This window comes from Streptomyces sp. NPDC020681 (assembly GCF_044334895.1).
GTDB lineage: Bacteria > Actinomycetota > Actinomycetes > Streptomycetales > Streptomycetaceae > Streptomyces.
The window spans coordinates 164,889-182,785 of record NZ_JBIRTX010000014.1 but is presented as its reverse complement, the minus strand read 5'-3'; the positions used below and the strand labels follow the sequence as shown (position 1 = coordinate 182,785).

Genomic DNA, 17,897 nt, shown 5'->3' with positions numbered 1-17,897 from the left:
CGCCGGTGTATGAAAGGTGTGAGGACGCGGGAGGGGACCCTGGAGGCGGGTCCGGAGGGGGGCCGCATCGTCGTTGACGAGGCCGCGGTGATCGCGCGGGTGCGCGCCGGAGAGCCGGAGGCGTACGCGGAGCTGGTGCGCGCCCATACGAGTGTCGCGCTGAAGGCGGCCGTGGCGTTCGGCGCGGGGGCGGACGCGGAGGACGTGGTGCAGAGCGCCTTCCTCAAGGCGTACCAGGCGCTGGGCCGGTTCCGGGACGGCGCGGCGTTCCGTCCGTGGCTGCTGCGGATCGTGGTCAACGAGACGAGGAACACGGTGCGCTCCGCCGTGCGGCTGCGGGCGCTGGCCGGGCGGGAGGCGCTGCTGCTCGGCTCCGAGCCGCTGATACCGGATTCGGCGGACCCGGCGGTGGCGGCCGTCGCCGGCGAGCGCCGCACGGCGCTGCTGGCCGCGCTGGAGGAGCTGACCGAGGAGCAGCGGCAGGTCGTGACCTGCCGCTACCTGCTGGAGATGGACGAGGCGGAGACGGCGGAGGCGCTGGGCTGGCCGCGGGGCACGGTGAAATCCCGGCTGAACCGCGCGCTGACGAAGCTGGGGCGGCTCATAGGAGGCAAGGGAGGTGAGGAGCATGAGTGACGACCGTGACGATCGTCCTGGTGAGGAGCATGAGGACCTGGCCGAGGAGCTGCGCGGGCTGGGGCGCGGGATCAGGATTCCGGACGTCGACGGCGAGACGATGGCCGAGCGGGTGCTGGCTCAGCTCCTCGCCGACGCGGTGCCCACGCCTGTCGTGCCGAGCCGTGCCGAGCGCTTCAGGGGCTGGACGCGCAGAAGGTGGCGGGCGCTGACCGTCGCCGTGTCCGGCGTCCTGGTGGTGCTCGTGCTCACGCCTCCGGTGCGGGCGGCGGTGGCGGACTGGTTCGGCTTCGGCGGCGTCGAGGTGCGGTACGACCCTTCGGCCACGCCGCGGCTGCCGACGGAGCCGCCGTGGTGCGACGCCCCGGTGTCGCTGGCCGAGGCGGAACGGCGCGCGGGGTTCCGCGCGCGGGTGCCGGCCGGTCTCGGCGATCCGGACGCGGTCTCGGTGACCGTGGGGCCACGGGGCCGGTCGGTGGTGAGTCTGTGCTGGCACGAGCGGGACGGGACGGTCCGGCTGGACGAGTTCCCGGCGAAGCTGGATCTGGGCTTCGCCAAGCAGGCGCGGCTCATGCCGCAGTTTGTGACGCTGCCCGGCGGCGACGGCCGGCCGGACGGGACCGGTCTGTGGTTCGCCGAGCCGCATCTGCTCCGGTTCGGGATGACCGACGCCCGCGGCGAGGCCTGGACGCTGACCGAGCGCACGGCGGGCCCGACGCTGCTGTGGATGACGGCGGACGAGCGGACGACGCTGCGGCTCGAGGGCGTGGCGTCGCTGCCGCGCGCCATGGAGACGGCCGAATCCACGCCCTGAACTCAGGCCCTGAAACCGGGCTCTGAAATCGGGCTCTGAAATCCGTGCTGCCCAATCCGGAACCTGGCGGCGTCGGGCGGTGTACCAGAGGTGACGCGGTACGGACGGGCCGTGCCGGGCGTCGGCTGGGGGACGTATGCGAACGTCACAAAGGACGCGGAGTCCGCGAAGTGTGCGAAGTGCGCGACTGCTGCGGCGACTTGCGGCACTGGCGACGGTGCTCGCACTGAGCTGGACCTTCGCACCGAGTGCGGTGGCCGGAGGACCGACGAGTGTGCTCGTCACCTCTCCGGAGAGCGGCGAGACCGCCTCTCTCTACTACTCCGACAAGGACTACGAGGCTCTGCTGACCCTGCTGGGCGACGGCCCGACCAAGGGCCAGACGGACAGGCCGCCGTCGCTGGACATGGCGGTGGGGTCGCGGCAGATCAACGTGACCTGGCTGGCCCACGATGTGTCGCCGTGGCGGGTGGACCAGGCCTATCCGAGCGACCGGCCGGGGACGGTGTGGATACACACGTCGACGGAGATGGGGTCGCGGAAGGGCTACTGGCATCAGGCGCGCCAGCCGAAGCAACTGACCGCGCTCTTCGCCGAGCTGGGCCTGATGGGCGAGAAGAACGGTGGCCAGGGCGTGGCCCAGTTCCCGCCGGCCTGGGACGAGGCACAGGGCGAGGAGCAGGGCGAGGGACAGGGCGCTGAGAGTGCCGCTCCCCAGCAGGAGGGGCGGCAGCAGACCGCGGCAGCCACGTCCACCGACACCTCCGCCGGCTGGTGGTGGGCGATACCGGGCCTGGCAGCCGGAGCGGTGCTGGCGCTGCTGGTGCGCCCGCTGGCCTCCCGGCTCCCGCGCCCGCCGTTCGGAAGGAACGACGGCACGCGGGACCCGGGCCCGCGCCAGCAACTGCTCGACGGCTAGACGGTGAGCCCGGGCGCCGGGTAGGCGGCTAGACGGTCAGACCGGGTGCCGGGTAGGCGGCCATCAATTCCGCGACCTCGGCGCGAATCGCGGCCAGCGCGTCCTCGTCACCCGCGCCGGCCGCGGTCACACCGCGGTCGATCCAGTCGGCGACGGCGGCCATGTGCTCGGTGCCGAGGCCGCGCGAGGTGAGAGAGGGGGTGCCGATGCGGATACCGGAAGGATCGAACGGCTTCCTGGGGTCGTACGGAACGGTGTTGTAGTTGACGACGATCCCGGCCCGGTCGAGGGCCTTGGCCGCCACCTTGCCGGGGACGTCCTTGGGAGTGAGGTCCATCAGGATCAGGTGGTTGTCGGTGCCGCCGGAGACCAGGTCGAAGCCACGGGCGAGCAGTTCGTCGGCGAGCGCCTTGGCGTTGGCGACGACGGACTGGGCGTAGCTGCGGAAGGAGGGCTGGGACGCCTCGTGGAGGGCGACCGCGATGGCCGCGGTGGTCTGGTTGTGCGGGCCGCCCTGGAGGCCCGGGAAGACCGCCTTGTCGATGGCCTTGGCGTGCTCCTCGCGGGACATCAGGATCGCGCCGCGCGGCCCGCGCAGGGTCTTGTGCGTGGTCGTGGAGATCACGTCGGCGTGCGGCACGGGCGAGGGATGGGCGCCGCCCGCGATCAGTCCGGCGATGTGGGCGACATCGGCGACCAGCACCGCGCCGGACTCGCGGGCGATCTCGGCGAAGGCCGCGAAGTCGATGGTGCGCGGCAGCGCGGTGCCGCCACAGAAGATGATCTTCGGCCGTTCCTTGAGGGCAAGTTCGCGCACCTCGTCGAAGTCGGTGAGACCGGTGTCGTGGCGGACGCCGTACTGGACGCCGCGGAACCACTTGCCGGTGGCGGAGACGCCCCAGCCGTGGGTGAGGTGGCCGCCCATCGGCAGGGCCATGCCCATCACGGTGTCGCCGGGTTCGGCGAAGGCGAGGTAGACGGCGAGGTTGGCCGGCGAACCGGAGTAGGGCTGGACATTGGCGTGCTCGACGCCGAAGAGGGCCTGGGCGCGGGCGATGGCGAGCCGTTCGACCTGGTCGATGTTCTGCTGGCCCTCGTAGTAGCGGCGGCCGGCGTAGCCCTCGCTGTACTTGTTCTGCAGCACCGTGCCGGAGGCTTCCAGCACGGCCCGGGAGACATAGTTCTCGCTGGGGATCAGCCGAAGGGTTTCGGCCTGGAGCTGTTCCTCCGCGCCGACGAGGGCGGCCAGTTCGGGGTCTGCGGCGGTGAGTGCGGGATGCGGCAGGGGCAGAGTCATGGTGTCCTCCGGGTCACTCGCTGTAACGGTGTCCCCAGGCGGGCGGCACTCCGTGCGGTGGGCCGCGCACGGTTTCCCCGCGGTTTCTTCCGCGTACGCCAGTCGCCGTGCGTACGGTCAACCTTAATGCTCGGGCCGCACAACAAGGTTTCTTCGTCCACCATCCGAGCGACGATAGAAACAGGGGCGTCACCCGCCCCAGGACGGATGTCTTGTCTCTATGAACGGAGATCCCGTGTCTGCATCTGAGAGTGCCATCGAGAGCGCCATCGCCTCCGCGGAGGCGCACAGCGCGCACAACTACCACCCGCTTCCCGTGGTCGTCGCCTCGGCGGACGGCGCGTGGATGACCGATGTCGAGGGCCGTCGCTACCTCGACATGCTCGCCGGGTACTCGGCGCTCAATTTCGGCCACGGAAACCGCCGGCTGATCGACGCCGCCAAGGCGCAGCTGGAGCGGGTCACGCTCACCTCCCGCGCGTTCCACCACGACCGCTTCGCCGACTTCTGCACGCAGCTCGCGGAGCTGTGCGGCATGGAGATGGTGCTGCCGATGAACACCGGGGCGGAGGCGGTGGAGACCGCGGTGAAGACCGCCCGGAAGTGGGGGTACAAGGTCAAGGGTGTGCCGCCGGGCCAGGCGAAGATCGTGGTCGCGGCCAACAACTTCCACGGCCGTACGACCACGGTGATCAGCTTCTCCACGGATCCCGAGGCACGGGCGGACTTCGGCCCGTACACCCCCGGCTTCGAGATCGTTCCGTACGGCGATCTCACCGCCTTGCAGGCCGCGGTCAGCGCCAACACGGTGGCCGTCCTGCTGGAGCCGATCCAGGGCGAGGCCGGGGTGCTGGTGCCGCCGGCCGGCTATCTTCCCGGGGTCCGCGAGCTGACCCGCGAGCGGAACGTGCTCTTCATCGCGGACGAGATCCAGTCCGGCCTGGGCCGGACCGGCAAGACCTTCGCCTGTGAGCACGAGGGCGTCGTGCCGGACATGTATGTGCTGGGCAAGGCGCTGGGCGGCGGTGTGGTGCCGGTGTCGGCGGTCGTCTCCTCCAAGGACGTGCTCGGCGTCTACCGCCCCGGAGAGCACGGCTCGACCTTCGGCGGCAATCCGCTGGCCTGTGCGGTGGCGCTGGAGGTCATCGCGATGCTGCGCACCGGCGAGTTCCAGCAGCGCGCCACCGAGCTGGGCGACCATCTTCACCACGAGCTCGGGCTGCTCACGGGCGGCGGCGCGGTGGAGGCGGTGCGCGGCCGCGGGCTGTGGGCGGGCGTCGACATCGTGCCCAGCCGCGGCACCGGCCGGGAGATCTCCGAGAAGCTGATGGACCGCGGTGTCCTGGTCAAGGACACCCACGGCTCCACGATCCGGATCGCACCGCCCCTGGTGATCAGCAAGGAGGACCTGGACTGGGGCCTGGACCAGCTCAGGGCCGTGCTGAGCGCGTAGCCCCCGCGCCGGACCGCCCCGGGATCAGAGGATGACGTGGGGCAGGAAGCGGGCGTACTCGTCCGTGACCAGCCCCGCCGATTCCCGGATGCCGAGCCCCGCCGCCTCGTCCTCGACGACCCAGGCGCCGAGCACCACGCGGTTGCCGTCGAACTCCGGCAGCGGGGCCAACTCCTGGTAGCAGCACGGCTCGTCACGCAGTACGGGATCGGCGCCCGGCTGGTGGATCGTGACGCCCGCGCCCTCGCGGCCGAGCAGTGGTTTGGCGACATAGCCGCGCTCGGCGGCGAGTTCGCGCGGGCCGTCGAGATAGGCGGGCAGCAGATTGGGGTGGCCCGGGTGGAGCTCCCAGAGGATCGCCAGCAGGGCCTTGTTGGAGAGCAGCATCTTCCAGGCGGGCTCTATCCAGCAGGTGGTGCCGGTGCCGCCGCCGTTGTCCAGGGTGTCGAGGACATGCGGCCCGAAGCGGTCGGTGGTCAGCCACTCCCACGGATAGAGCTTGAAGCAGCTGCGTATGAAACGCAGCCGGTCGTCGACGAACCGGCCGGACAGCCGGTCCCAGCCGATCCGTTCGACCGAGAGCGCCTCGGTGGCGAGTCCGGCCTGCTGGGCGGTCTCCCGCAGATACGCGACCGTCATCAGGTCCTCGCCGAGCTCGTCGCCGTCGGAGTGCACGAAGTGCACCGGGCCCGGCGGCAGCAGCGGAGCCTGGCGCTTCCATGCGGCGACGAGGCGCTCGTGCAGGGAGTTCCACTGGTCGGCGCCGGGGAAGCGCTCCTCCATCCAGAACCACTGAGGGCTGGCCGCCTCCACCAACGAGGTGGGGGTGTCGGCGTTGTACTCCAGCATCTTGGCCGGGCCTGTGCCGTCGTAGCGCAGGTCGAACCGGCCGTAGATCGACGGCAGTTCGGCGCGGCGCCGCCAGGATTCGGCGACGCGCCTCGCCAGCCGGGGGTTCGTGATGCCGAGGTCCGCGAAGCGGTCGTGCTCCACGATGTGCGCGGCCGCGGCCAGGCACATGGTGTGCAGTTCCTCGACGGCCTCCTCCAGCGCCTCGATCTCGGGCAGCGAGAACTCGTAGTACGCGCTCTCGTCCCAGTACGGGCGCAGGGAGCCGTCCGGGTAACGGGTGAGCGGATAGATGCAGCCTTGCTCCTCGACGGTTTCCTGCCAGCCGGGGCGCGGTTCTATGGTGTGGCGCTTCATCGGTACGTACGTGTCCCGGCTCAGCCGCCGCCGCTGCCGGAGGAGCCGAAGCCGCCGCTGTCCACGGCCGATTTGTCGTAACTGCCGCCCGAGACCTTTCCGCTGCGCACACTGCCGCCGTAGTAGTGGCGTCCGCTGCCGTCGTCGTCGCACTCGTAGTCGGGCAGAACTTCGTACGTCACCGGATCGACGCACCTCTCGTCCGGCTCCGAGCCGCAGGAGGTGAGCGTCGCCGCGAGCACCCCCATACCGCCGAGCATCACCGTGCTCGACCTCAGCCTGCGTCGCGCCATCAGCCGGTCTCCCCCGTTCGAATCAAGCCATTGAGCCGCCCGACAGACTAGAGGGCCGCCTCGCGCTGCGCTGACCCGGTCCTCCAACGCTCCTGATCTACAGTCGCTTTGTGCTCATTGGGATGATCTGCGCGCTCGCTTCCGCCGTCTGCTTCGGCACGGCCTCCGTACTCCAGGCCGTCGCCGCGCGTGCCACGGAACCGGGCACCGGCTCCGGCGTCGACCCGGCGCTGCTGCTGCGCGCGCTGCGGCAGTGGCGATACATCGCCGGACTCGCGCTGGACGGGCTCGGCTTCCTGCTCCAGATCATCGCCCTGCGTTCGATCCCGATCTACGCGGTCGGCGCGGCGCTCGCCGCGAGCCTCGCGGTGACCGCCGTGGTCGCCTCGCGGCTGCTCCATGTCCGCCTCAGCGGTACGGAGTGGACGGCCGTGGCCGTGGTCTGCGCGGGCCTGGCCATGCTCGGGCTCTCCTCCGGCGCGGAGGGCGACGAGGAGGGGTCGACCGCGCTGAAGTGGTCCATGCTCGGCGTCGCGGTCGGGGTGCTCCTCGTCGGCGCGGTCGCGGGCCGCCTCCCCGACCGGTCGCGCGCGCTGGCGCTCGGCCTCGGCGCGGGCTTCGGATTCGGCGTGGTCGAGGTCTCCGTCCGGCTGATCGACTCGCTCGCGCTGCCCGGCCTCCTGGCCAATCCGGCGTTGTATGCGCTGCTGGTCGGAGGCGGTGCGGCGTTTCTGCTGCTCACCTCCGCGCTGCAGCGCGGTTCGGTGACGACGGCCACGGCGGGCATGGTGATCGGCGAGACGATCGGCCCGGCGCTGGTGGGCGTCATCTGGCTCGGTGACCGTACGCGGGAGGGCCTGGCCTGGCTGGCGATCACGGGCTTCGCGGTGGCGGTGGCGGGAGCGCTCGCACTGGCGCGATTCGGCGAACCCCCGGCCCCGCTCGAGCCCGCACCCCAGGAGGAGTCCGCACCCCCGGGCCCTTGAGCCGGTGAGCCCGCGCACCCGTGAACCCATGCGCCCGGGAGCCCGTGCGCCCGCCCACCCGTGCGCCTTGCGAACCGGAGGCCTTACGGCAGCGCCCTGCACAGCGCGTCCAGCGCGCCCGTCCATGCGCTGTCGGGTGGTGTCGCGTACCCCACCACCAGCGCGTCCCTCCCCCGCCCCGCCGCGTCCCCGTGGCGGTAGCGCGACAGGCCCTCCACCGCCAGGCCCTGCCACGCCGCCGACCGGACCACCGAGTGTTCCGTGCCCGGCGGGAGTTCGAGGACCGCATGCAGTCCGGCCGCGATGCCGCTGACGCTGATGCCCGGGGCGCGTTCGGCGAGCGCGGCCACCAGTTGGTCGCGCCGTCTGCGGTAGCGCAGCCGCATGCCCCGCACATGACGGTCGTACGCACCGGACGCGATGAACTCCGCGAGCGTCAGCTGGTCCAGCGTGCCGGACGCCCAGTCGACCGTGCCCTTCGCCTCGAGCACCTCGCCCACCAGGTCCTCCGGCAGCACCATCCAGCCGAGCCGCAGCCCCGGCGCCAGCGACTTGCTCGCCGTGCCCAGATAGACCACGCGGTCCGGGTCGAGGCCCTGGAGCGCGCCGACGGGCTGGCGGTCGTAGCGGAACTCGCCGTCGTAGTCGTCCTCCAGGATCAGCCCGCCCGTCGCGCGCGCCCAGTCGACGGCGGCCGCTCGCCGGTCCGGATGCAGCGCGACACCCATCGGAAACTGGTGCGCGGGCGTCAGGAGCACCGCCCCGGCCGCGCGCAGCGACCCCAACTCGCCTGTCGCGGACCCCTGTTGGCCGAAGGGCAGCGCGCGCAGCCGCAGACCCGCCTCGATCAGCAGGTTCCAGTGCAGTTCGAGCCCGTACGACTCGACCGCGACCTCGCGCGCCCGGCGCCGCCTCAGCACCTTCGCCATCAGCATCAGCCCGTGCACAAAGCCCGAGCAGACCACCACCCGCTCCGGGTCCGCGTACACGCCGCGTGCCCGCGCCAGGTAGTCGGCGAGTACGGTCCGCAGCTCGATGCGCCCGCGCGGATCGCCGTATCCGAACGCCTCGTACGGAGCGGTGGCGAGCGCGCGGCGGGCCGCCTTCAGCCACTCGGCGCGCGGGAAGGAGGCGAGGTCGGGAGCGCCGGCCCGCAGGTTGTACTCCGGTCCGGGGCGGGCCGGCCGGGGCCTGGCCACGCCCGCGGGCCGCCGCGGTACGGCCCGCCTGGCGACCCGCGTCCCCGAGCCCTGCTGCGCGACGAGCCAGCCCTCGGCGACGAGCTCGGCGTACGCGTCGGCGACCGTGTTGCGCGCGATGCCCAGGTCGGCGGCGAGCGAACGGGATGACGGCAGCCGCGTTCCAGGAGCCAGCCGCCCACTGCGCACGGCCTCCCGCAGCGCGTCCATCAGGCCGGTACGGAGCCCGGAACCACGCAGTTCCAGATGGAGGTCGGCCCCGAAAGTGGCCCAGGAATCCGTCATGGAAGTGGACCATACTCCTGCGCCACACACGTACTACGTTCGTAGCCATGAACGCAGCGGAGAACACCGGTCACCTCCCCGAACACGTCCCCCGCCTGTCCTGGGCGGAGCTCGCGCCGGAGGTCTACAAAGCCATGGTCAAACTCGACGTGGCGGCCCGCCAGGGCGTCGACCCCGTGGTCCTGGAGCTCGTCAAGATCCGTGCCTCGCAGCTCAACCGCTGCGCCTTCTGCATCGACATGCACTCCAAGGACGCGCTGGCGGCGGGCGAGTCGGTCGAGCGGATCATCCAGCTCAGCGCCTGGGACGAGTCGCGGCACTTCTACACGGCGAAGGAGGTCGCCGCGCTGGAACTGACCGAGGCGGTCACGGTCCTGACGGACGGTTTCGTGCCGGACGAGGTGTACGAGAAGGCGGCGAAGGAGTTCGACGAGACGGAGCTGGCCCACCTGATCGCATCGATCACGGTCATCAACGCGTGGAACCGCTTCTCGGTCGCGTCGCGGATGGTCGCCGGCCACTACACACCCGGCCGGCACAAGCACTGAGGAGCTCTCAGCATGACCGTTCAGGCCTTCCGTGCGCTCCACCACGACCATGCCGCGGGCGATCCGCTCGTCCTCCCGGGGCCGTGGGACGCGGCGAGCGCCCGCGTCTTCGCCGACGCCGGCTTTCCGGCACTTGCGACGCCGAGCGCGGGGGTCTCGGCGTCGCTCGGTTACGAGGACGGGCAGACGCCCGCGGACGAGATGTTCGCGGCGGTCGCCCGTATCGCACGCTCGGTGGACGTCCCGGTCTCCGCGGACATCGAGGCGGGCTACGGCCTGCCGCCGAAGGAACTCGTCGCCCGGATCCTCGACACCGGCGCTGTCGGCTGCAATCTGGAGGACTCGGACTCGGCGACGAAGTCCCTCAAGGACCCGCGGCAGCATGCCGACTGGCTCGCGGAAGTACGCGCGGAGGCGGGCGAGAGGCTCTTCATCAACGCGCGGGTCGACTCGTTCCTGCGCGGAGTGGCCGACCCGGCGGAGGCGATCGGCCGGGCCCGGCTGTATGTCGAGGCGGGCGCGGACTGTGTGTATCCGTTCGCCGTCCCGCCCGAGCAACTGCCGCTGCTGCGGGCGGAGATCGACGCGCCGATCAATGTCGCACCGCTCCCGGGCAGCCCACCGATCCCGGAACTGGGCCGCCTGGGCGCGACGCGGATCACCTTCGGCCCGGGCCTGCACCAGCAAGCGCTGAAGGCGGTCCAGCAGATCGCCGAGTCCCTGCGCGCCTGACCGTCGGCGCAGCGCGGCGCGGACGGCATCAACATCGACGATGCCGTCCGCGTCACACTGTTCAGCCGGAGCCGAGCCGGAGCGGGTACCGGAGCCGGAGCCGGAGCCCAGCCGACCAAGCACCAAGCCCAGGCCCAAGCTCAAGCCCGAGCTCAGCCGCCTACTTCTTCGGCAGCCACGCCTTCCACGTCGACTCGTTCTCCTTGACCCACTTCTCCGCCGCCGCCTCCGGCGACATCTTCTCGCCGGCGATCATCAGCGCCACCTCGTTCTGCTGCTCGGTGGTCCACTTGAAGTTCTTCAGGAACTCCGCGGCCTCGCCGCCGTCCTTCGCGAAGTCCGCGTTGAGGAACTTCTGCAGCGGCGTGTTCGGGTAGGCGCACGCGACCTTCTTCGGGTCCGCGTCACAACCCTCCTTGTACTCCGGCAGCTTGACCTCGACCATGTCGATCTGCGCGTTCAGCCACTGCGGAGTCCACCAGTACGTCAGGAAGGGCTTCTTCTCCTTGGCGTACTTCTTGATCGCGGTGATCTGCGCCGCCTCGGAGCCCGAGTAGTTGGTCTTCAGATTCAGCTTCAGGTTCGTGATGATCGCGTCGTCATTGGTGACATAGTCCGGGGAGCCCTCGAGGATCTCGCCCTTGTCACCGCTCTCCGCGGTCTTGAAGTCCTTGGCGTACTTGTTGAGGTTCTTGTAGTCGGTGACGTCCGGGTGCGCGTCCGCGAAGTACTTCGGGACGAACCAGCCGATGTGCCCGGTGACCCCGAGGTCGCCGCCCTTGACGACCGTCTTCTTCGTCTCGACGTACTGCTTCTCCTCCTTGGGGTGGCCCCAGTCCTCCATGATCGCGTCGATGTCGCCCTTGGAGAGCGCGTCCCAGGCGAGGACCTCACCCATCTGCTGGGTCTTGACGGTGTAACCCAGCTCCTTCTTGAGGATGTATCCGGCGACGGCGGTGTTGGCCTGGGCGCCGACCCAGGACGGGACGGTCAGGGTCACGGTCTTCTTGCCGCCGGCGTCGTCCTTCTTCCCGGTCTCGGCGGCGCCGCACGCGCTGAGGCCGAGGACGGAGGCGACGGTGAGGACGGCGGTGGTTGTACGGAGGGTGCGCATGGTGCTCCTGAGTTTCGAGAGAGAGTTCAGTCGAGCGTTCGGTCGTTCCCCGAGCGTTCGGACGTCCTTGGGAGTTCAGTCGTTCTTGCGGGCGCGAGCCCCTGGCTGAGTGAGCCGGTCCAGTACGAGACCGAGGCAGACGATCGCGACTCCGGCCGTCATCCCGATGCCCATCTCGCCCCGGGACAGGCCCTTGACAACGTCGTAGCCGAGCGCGCCGCCACCGACGAGGCCGCCGACGACGACCACCGCCAGCACCAGGACGACGCCCTGGTTGACGGCGAGTTGCAGCGCCGGCCGGGCCAGTGGCAGCTGGACCTGGAGGAGTTGCTGGCGCGTCGACGCGCCGAGCGAGCGGGACGCCTCCAGGGCCGCCGGGTCGACATCGCGCAGGCCCTGGCTGGTGATGCGGACGACGGCGGGCAGCGCGTACACGACGGCCGCGATGATCGCCGATGCGCGGGTGACGCCGAACAGCGCGACGACCGGGATCAGATACACGAACTGCGGCATCGTCTGCATCGCGTCCAGCACCGGCCGCAGCCAGCGCTCAAGACGCCCTGCCCGCGCGGACAGCACGCCCGCCAGCACACCGAGCACCAGCGTGACGACCAGCGCCGCGAGCACCTGCGAGAGCGTGTCCAGCGACTTGGTCCAGACGCCGAGGACGCCGATCGCGCCCATCGACAGCGTGGCAGTCAGCGCGGTCGCCCAGCTGCCGACCAGCCAGGCGACGGCCGCGACCAGCAGCAGCAGCGACCACCACGGCAGCCAGATCAGCGTGTCGCGCAGCGGATTGAGGATCCACAGCGTGAACTCGCGCGACCAGGCCTCGGTGAAGGTGAGGTTCTCGGTGATCCACTCCTGGGCCTTGTTGACCGGCGTGGAGATCTCGTACGTCCAGCCTTCCGGCCACGCCTTGCCGACCCCGGCCCCGAACCGTGCCACGGACGCGGCCACCACGCCCGCGAGCACCAGCGCCCAGGCCGTCCCACCGTGCAACGGCCCCTCGCCGGGCTCGCTCTCGCCGATACGGTCGCCCGCGGCCGCCGTCGTACGGTCCAGCCAGACGGCGATCAGCACGATCGGGATACCCGCGGCGAGCGCCTTGCCGACGTCGACGGTGGAAAGCGCGGAGTACACCTCCTCGCCGAGTCCGCCCGCTCCGACCAGCGCGGCGATGACGACCATCGAGAGCGCCATCATGATCGTCTGGTTGAGGCCGAGGAGCATCTGCTTGCGGGCCAGCGGCAGCCGTGCGGTCCACAGCCGCTGCCGTCCGTTGGCGCCGAGCGAGGCGGACGCCTCGAGCACGGCGGGGTCGGCGCCGCGCAGCCCGAGCGCTGTGAGCCGGGCCATCGGCGGGGCCGCGTAGATCACCGTGCAGAACAGCGCGGCGGGCGTGCCGGTGCCGAAGACCAGCACGAACGGCAGCAGATACGCGAAGGCCGGCAGCACCTGCATGGTGTCGAGCACCGGCCGCAGCGCCCGGTCGACCCGGTCCGACAGGCCCGCGGCAAGCCCGATCAGCGCGCCGAACAGCGCGGCGACGGCCACGGAGACGACCATCAGCGCGATGGTCAGCAGCGTGGCGTCCCACATCCCGAGCAGCCCGCACACCGCGAAGGCTCCGAACGCTGTCGCCGCGACCCTGATCCCGCGCCGCCCGAGCCCGGCGGCCCGCCAGGCGAAGAGCACTCCGGCGACGAGGACGCCGAGCCAGCCCATGGCGTCGAGGAGTTGGTAGACGGCGTCGACCGCGTCGGTGGCGGTGTTGGAGAAGTGGAGCAGGAAGTAGAGGAAGAGGGGGTGGGTCTCGCGGTTGTCGACGACCCACTGGTTGACGTCGTCGAGAGGTCCGGAGACGTCGACGGTCAGCTCGGCGGGCCAGCTGCCGCTGCCCCACAGTGCGACGCCGACGGGTATGAGCACGAGCGCGCCCAGCGCCAGCGCGATGAGCTTGCGCTGGGTGGGATGCGCCAGGAGCTGCCGCCATCCGCCCGTTGTGGGCGTGGCGGCCTTGTCCGGAGCGGTCTTGGTGACGCTGACGGTGGCGGTCATCCGCAACACCGCCCGTCGAAATCCGGCTGGAGCGATGTCACGCGGCCGCCTCCGCCCGGTCCAGGCCGGCCACGACGGCCAGCAGGTCGGTGTGGTCCACCACGCCGAGGCAGGCGCCCGCCTCCATGACGCGCGCCGTCTCGCCGGTGCGGGCAACCGCCTCGATCGCCTCGAAGACCGTCGCGTCCGGCGCGAGGGCCGGTCCGGACTCGCCCTCGTCGCCGACCGCCGGCCGCATGGCCGTACGCACCGTCATGACCTGCTCGCGCGGCACATCGCGGACGAAGTCCCGTACGTAGTCGTCCGCGGGCGAGCCCACGATCTCCTCCGGCGTGCCGAGCTGCACGATCCGTCCGTCGCGCATCAGCGCGATCCGGTCGCCCAGCTTCAGCGCCTCGCTCAGATCGTGCGTGATGAAGATCATCGTCCGGCCCTCTTCGCGGTGCAGCCGGATGACCTCCTCCTGCATGTCGCGCCGGATCAGCGGGTCGAGCGCGCTGAACGGCTCGTCGAACAGCAGCACCTCGGGATCGACGGCGAGCGCCCGTGCGAGCCCGACGCGCTGCTGCTGACCGCCGGACAGCTGGCCGGGACGCCGGTGCTCCAGGCCCTCCAGACCGACCTTCGCCACGACCTCCGCGGCCCTGGAACGGCGCGGGCCCTTGCCCATGCCCTGGATCTCCAGGCCGTACGCGACGTTGTCGAGCACCGAGCGGTGCGGCAGCAGGCCGAAGTGCTGGAAGACCATCGAGGCGCGGTGGCGGCGCAGTTCGCGCAGCCGGGCGCGGTCCATGGAGCGAACGTCCTCGCCGTCGATCGCGATCGCGCCGGACGTCGGCTCGATCAGCCGGGTCAGACAGCGCACGAGAGTCGACTTGCCGGAGCCGGAGAGGCCCATGACGACAAAGACCTCGCCCTTGCGGACGTCGAAGGAGACATCGCGTACGGCGGCGGTGCAGCCGGTGCGGCTGCGCAGCTCGGCGGGCGTGAGCGCGCCGAGTTCGGGGTCGCCGGGTATGCGGTCGGCCTTCGGCCCGAAGACCTTCCACAGGTCGCGCACCTGAAAGACGACCGGCGCACCCTCCGGAACGTTCTCGGCCTCGGCCTGGGCCTCGGATACCGCATCACTCTTGATCACAGTTTCGGGCTTCATCGGATCCCACCTCTTTCCTCCGAAGCCGCGGTCAGCAGCTCGGCGCACTTCTCTCCCACCATCAGGACCCCGATCATCGGGTTCACGGCAGGCATCGTCGGGAAGACGGACGCATCGGCGATGCGGATGCCGTCGAGGCCCCGGATCCTCAAGTCCGGTGACACTACGGCACCCTCATCGGCGACAGCACCCATCCGGCAGGTGCCGGCCGGGTGGTACACGGTGTGCGCGACCTTCCGCGCGTACTCGCTGATCTCCTCGTCCGAGGTGATCCCGGGCCCCGGGCAGACCTCCCGCTTCAGCCACCCGGCGAGCGGTTCGGCGCGGGCGATCTCGCGGGCGAGCTTGATCCCGTCGACGAGCGTACGACCGTCGTAGTCGTCCTCGTCCGTGAAGTAACGGAAGTCCAACGCAGGCTTTACATCCGGATCGGCGCTGGTCAGATACAGCCGGCCGCGGCTGCGCGGCTTCGGGATGTTCGGCGTCATCGACACTCCGTGCGCGGGCCGCTCGTAGCCGAGCCGCTCCGGATTGTCGGTGAACGGGACTTGGTAGAAGTGGAACATGAGATCGGGCCCCGGTGCCTCCGGGTCCCGGCGGACGAACAGCCCTGCGTCGCTGTCCATCGCGGAGTTCTCCGGGATCGGGCCATGTGTCTCCCAGACGATCACCGACTCGGGATGGTCCAGCAGGTTCTCGCCGACGCCCGGCAGTTCGTGCACGACAGGGATACCCAGCGCCTCGAGATCGGCGCGCGGCCCGATGCCGGAGTGCAGCAGCAGCCGCGGCGTGTCCACCGCGCCGGCGCAGACCAGGACTTCGCGGCGGGCCTCGACGAGCCGCTCCTCGCCGTCCTTCGTACGCACGCGCACCCCGGTCGCCCGGGTGCCGTCGAACTCCAGCCGGTACGCCCAGGTCTCCAGCGCGATATGAAGGTTCGGCCGGTCCAGGAACGGGTGCAGATACGCCACGGACGCGGACGACCGCTTGTTGTTCTCCGGGTGGTACGCGAGGTCGAAGAAGCCGACGCCTTCGTGGAACGGCTTCTTGTTGAAGCCGTCGACGCGCGGGACGTCGAGAGCGGCCTGGGCGGCGTCGACGAAGTCGCGGGCGATGGCGTTACGGTCCGCCTCGTCGACGGCGACGACGTTGTTGAGCAGCCGGTCGAAGTACGGGTCCATGGCGGCGGCGTGCCAGCCGTCGGCCCCGGCCTCGGCCCACTCGTCCCAGTCGGACGGCAGCGGCCGGAAGGCGATGAGGGTGTTGTGCGACGAACAGCCGCCCAGCACCCGGGCCCGGCTGTGCCGGATGTGGGAGTTGCCGCGGGGCTGCTCGGTGGTCGGGTAGTCGTAGTCGAGTTCGCCGCCGAGCAGTCCCATCCAGCGCCGCAGGGTCAGCACGTCGTCCCGGCCGACGTCGCTCGGCCCGCCCTCGATGACGGCGACGGTGACGTCCGCGTTCTCGGTGAGCCGTGACGCGATGACGGACCCTGCTGTGCCGCCTCCGACGACGACATAGTCGTACGTAGTCATGTCTTTCTCGTTCTCCAACTGCCTTGCTCCAACTCAGCCCTTGCCTACCGCCTTGTCCGGCTAGCCCTTGAACCAGCGGACGGGGCGCGGGGCGAGGTTCTGGTAGATGTGCTTGGCCTCGCGGTACTCGGCGAGCCCGGCCGGCCCCAGCTCGCGCCCGATGCCGCTCTTGCCGAAACCGCCCCACTCGGCCTGCGGGAGGTAGGGGTGGAAGTCGTTGATCCACACGGTCCCGTGCCGCAGCCGTCCGGCGACGCGCCGCGCCCGGCCGGGGTCGGCGGTCCACACCGCGCCGGCGAGCCCGTACTCGGTGTCGTTGGCGAGAGCGACGGCCTCGTCCTCCGTACGGAAGGTCTCGACGGTCAGGATCGGGCCGAAGGTCTCCTCGCGGACCACCCGCATCCCGCGGTGGCACTGGTCGAGGACGGTGGGCCGGTAGAAGTACCCGTCTCCGTCCGGCCGTTGCCCGCCGGCCCGCAGAACGGCGCCTTCGGCGAGCGCGGACGCCACGTACCCCTCGGTCTTGGCGAGCTGCTGCGCGGACACGAGAGGCCCGCACTCGACGCCGGGGTCGCTGCCGCGCCCGAGGCGGATCTTCTCGGCGCGGCGGGCGAGTTCGCCGACGAAACGCTCGCGGAGCGACTCCTCGACGATGAGCCGGGACCCGGCGGAGCAGACCTGTCCGCTGTGGATGAAGGCGGCGTTCAGGGCCTGGTCGACGGCGGTGTCGAAGGCCTCGTCGCTCTCGCACGCATCCGCGAAGACGACGTTCGGGTTCTTCCCGCCGAGTTCGAGTGCGACCTTCTTGACGGTGTCGGCGGCGGCGCGCATCACCTTCGTACCGCTGGTGAGCCCGCCGGTGAAGGACACCAGATCCACATCGGGATGCTCGGCGAACCGGGCCCCGACGGTGTCTCCGGCACCGGTCACGACATTGGCGACACCGGCCGGCAGTCCGGCCTCCTCGAGCAGCTGGACCAGCTCGACGGTCGACAGCGGAGTGATCTCACTCGGCTTGATCACAAAAGTGTTGCCCGCGGCCAGGGCCGGGGCAATCTTCCAGCTCGCTTGCAGGAGGGGATAGTTCCATGGCGTGATCAGCGCACAGACCCCGACGGGTTCATGCACCACGACGCTGTGTATCTCGTCCGATCCGGCATCGACGACCCGCCCGCCGCTCTCGTTCATGACGAGGTCGGCGAAGTATCGGAAGGCATCGCTGACACAGTCGACGTCGATGCGCCCTTCCTCGACGGTCTTCCCGGCGTCGCGGCTCTCCAGCTCTCCGAGCGCCTCCCGGTTCCGCTGCAGCAGATCCGCGACCCGCCGCAGCACGGCGGCCCGCTCGGCGACGGGTGTACGGGGCCACTCGCCCTGATCGAACGCGGCGCGTGCGGCCGCGATCGCGGCATCGGCATCCTCGGCCGCGCCCTCGGCGACGACGGCGAAAACGGTCGCGTCAGCGGGGTCGATGATCTCTCGCGTACGGCCGGAGAGGGCTCCGCGCCACTCTCCGCCCACGTGGATGGTCTGTTGTGCCGACACGTCGCGTATAGCCTTCCGTTCCCGTTTTGTTCCACGCTGGCGATATCCAGCGAACGGGTCGCCTGCCCTGGCGAATCGAAAGCATGCGCAATGGGTGGCCGAAAGTGGCCCGTGTCACTTATGG

16 protein-coding genes are annotated in these 17,897 nt (G+C 70.7%); 7 read left to right on the top strand and 9 right to left on the bottom strand.

The features are described from left to right. Positions 1–9: 9 nt before the first annotated feature. The 3 genes from ACH4YL_RS28975 to ACH4YL_RS28965 all read left to right on the top strand — a co-directional run bounded on the left by ACH4YL_RS28975 (position 10) and on the right by ACH4YL_RS28965 (position 2,369). Entirely contained in the window at positions 10–636 is a 627-nt protein-coding gene (locus tag ACH4YL_RS28975; RefSeq protein ID WP_398510385.1) for an RNA polymerase sigma factor, read from the top strand. Next, positions 629–1,450, top strand: coding sequence for a hypothetical protein (locus ACH4YL_RS28970; RefSeq protein WP_398510384.1), 822 nt, complete (start codon positions 629–631; stop codon positions 1,448–1,450). Before ACH4YL_RS28975 ends, ACH4YL_RS28970 begins: the two co-directional genes overlap by 8 nt. Before the next feature lie 172 nt (positions 1,451–1,622). After that, a complete protein-coding gene (locus tag ACH4YL_RS28965) occupies positions 1,623–2,369 on the top strand; it encodes a hypothetical protein (protein WP_398510383.1) in 747 nt (248 codons plus the stop codon). Between the two features lie 28 nt (positions 2,370–2,397). Here ACH4YL_RS28965 and glyA read toward each other — a convergent pair whose 3' ends face one another. Next, entirely contained in the window at positions 2,398–3,666 is a 1,269-nt protein-coding gene (glyA, locus tag ACH4YL_RS28960) for a serine hydroxymethyltransferase (protein ID WP_398510382.1), read from the bottom strand. Between the two features lie 220 nt (positions 3,667–3,886). Between glyA and rocD the strand changes: the two genes are divergently transcribed. Then, on the top strand, positions 3,887–5,119 hold the full coding sequence (gene rocD, locus ACH4YL_RS28955; RefSeq protein WP_398510381.1) for an ornithine--oxo-acid transaminase: 1,233 nt from the start codon (positions 3,887–3,889) through the stop codon (positions 5,117–5,119). A gap of 24 nt (positions 5,120–5,143) precedes the next feature. Here rocD and ACH4YL_RS28950 read toward each other — a convergent pair whose 3' ends face one another. Both ACH4YL_RS28950 and ACH4YL_RS28945 read right to left on the bottom strand, forming a co-directional pair. After that, the gene (locus ACH4YL_RS28950; protein ID WP_398510380.1) at positions 5,144–6,325 is read right to left on the bottom strand and encodes a glutathionylspermidine synthase family protein; all 1,182 of its coding nucleotides are present in this window, start codon (positions 6,323–6,325) and stop codon (positions 5,144–5,146) included. A gap of 20 nt (positions 6,326–6,345) precedes the next feature. Then, positions 6,346–6,618, bottom strand: a complete 273-nt coding sequence (locus ACH4YL_RS28945; protein ID WP_398510379.1) for a hypothetical protein — start codon at positions 6,616–6,618, stop codon at positions 6,346–6,348. A gap of 122 nt (positions 6,619–6,740) precedes the next feature. On the opposite strand from ACH4YL_RS28945, the gene ACH4YL_RS28940 reads away from it, so the two are divergent. After that, positions 6,741–7,604 (top strand): hypothetical protein, encoded by an 864-nt coding sequence (locus tag ACH4YL_RS28940; protein ID WP_398510449.1) that lies wholly within the window; start codon positions 6,741–6,743, stop codon positions 7,602–7,604. Between the two features lie 83 nt (positions 7,605–7,687). Here ACH4YL_RS28940 and ACH4YL_RS28935 read toward each other — a convergent pair whose 3' ends face one another. Continuing rightward, positions 7,688–9,088 carry a PLP-dependent aminotransferase family protein gene (locus tag ACH4YL_RS28935; protein WP_398510378.1) on the bottom strand — a complete coding sequence of 467 codons (1,401 nt, stop codon included), beginning with the start codon at positions 9,086–9,088 and terminating at the stop codon, positions 7,688–7,690. A gap of 47 nt (positions 9,089–9,135) precedes the next feature. Here ACH4YL_RS28935 and ACH4YL_RS28930 point away from each other — a divergent pair, with 47 nt between their 5' ends. Both ACH4YL_RS28930 and ACH4YL_RS28925 read left to right on the top strand, forming a co-directional pair. Beyond that, on the top strand, positions 9,136–9,636 hold the full coding sequence (locus ACH4YL_RS28930) for a carboxymuconolactone decarboxylase family protein (RefSeq protein WP_398510377.1): 501 nt from the start codon (positions 9,136–9,138) through the stop codon (positions 9,634–9,636). 12 nt (positions 9,637–9,648) lie between these two features. Then, positions 9,649–10,368, top strand: a complete 720-nt coding sequence (locus tag ACH4YL_RS28925; protein ID WP_398510376.1) for an isocitrate lyase/phosphoenolpyruvate mutase family protein — start codon at positions 9,649–9,651, stop codon at positions 10,366–10,368. A 160-nt stretch (positions 10,369–10,528) separates the two neighbouring features. Here ACH4YL_RS28925 and ACH4YL_RS28920 read toward each other — a convergent pair whose 3' ends face one another. From ACH4YL_RS28920 to ACH4YL_RS28900, 5 genes are all read right to left on the bottom strand, one after another. Further along, on the bottom strand, positions 10,529–11,482 hold the full coding sequence (locus ACH4YL_RS28920; protein ID WP_398510375.1) for an ABC transporter substrate-binding protein: 954 nt from the start codon (positions 11,480–11,482) through the stop codon (positions 10,529–10,531). Between the two features lie 75 nt (positions 11,483–11,557). Continuing rightward, entirely contained in the window at positions 11,558–13,543 is a 1,986-nt protein-coding gene (locus ACH4YL_RS28915) for an ABC transporter permease subunit (protein ID WP_398510374.1), read from the bottom strand. Between the two features lie 37 nt (positions 13,544–13,580). After that, positions 13,581–14,696 (bottom strand): glycine betaine/L-proline ABC transporter ATP-binding protein, encoded by a 1,116-nt coding sequence (locus ACH4YL_RS28910; protein WP_398510373.1) that lies wholly within the window; start codon positions 14,694–14,696, stop codon positions 13,581–13,583. Then, positions 14,693–16,228: a GMC family oxidoreductase gene (locus ACH4YL_RS28905; protein WP_398510372.1), complete on the bottom strand. Its 1,536-nt coding sequence runs from the start codon at positions 16,226–16,228 to the stop codon at positions 14,693–14,695. Before ACH4YL_RS28905 ends, ACH4YL_RS28910 begins: the two co-directional genes overlap by 4 nt. Before the next feature lie 60 nt (positions 16,229–16,288). After that, positions 16,289–17,773, bottom strand: coding sequence for an aldehyde dehydrogenase family protein (locus ACH4YL_RS28900; protein ID WP_398510371.1), 1,485 nt, complete (start codon positions 17,771–17,773; stop codon positions 16,289–16,291). Between the last annotated feature and the right edge of the window lie 124 nt (positions 17,774–17,897).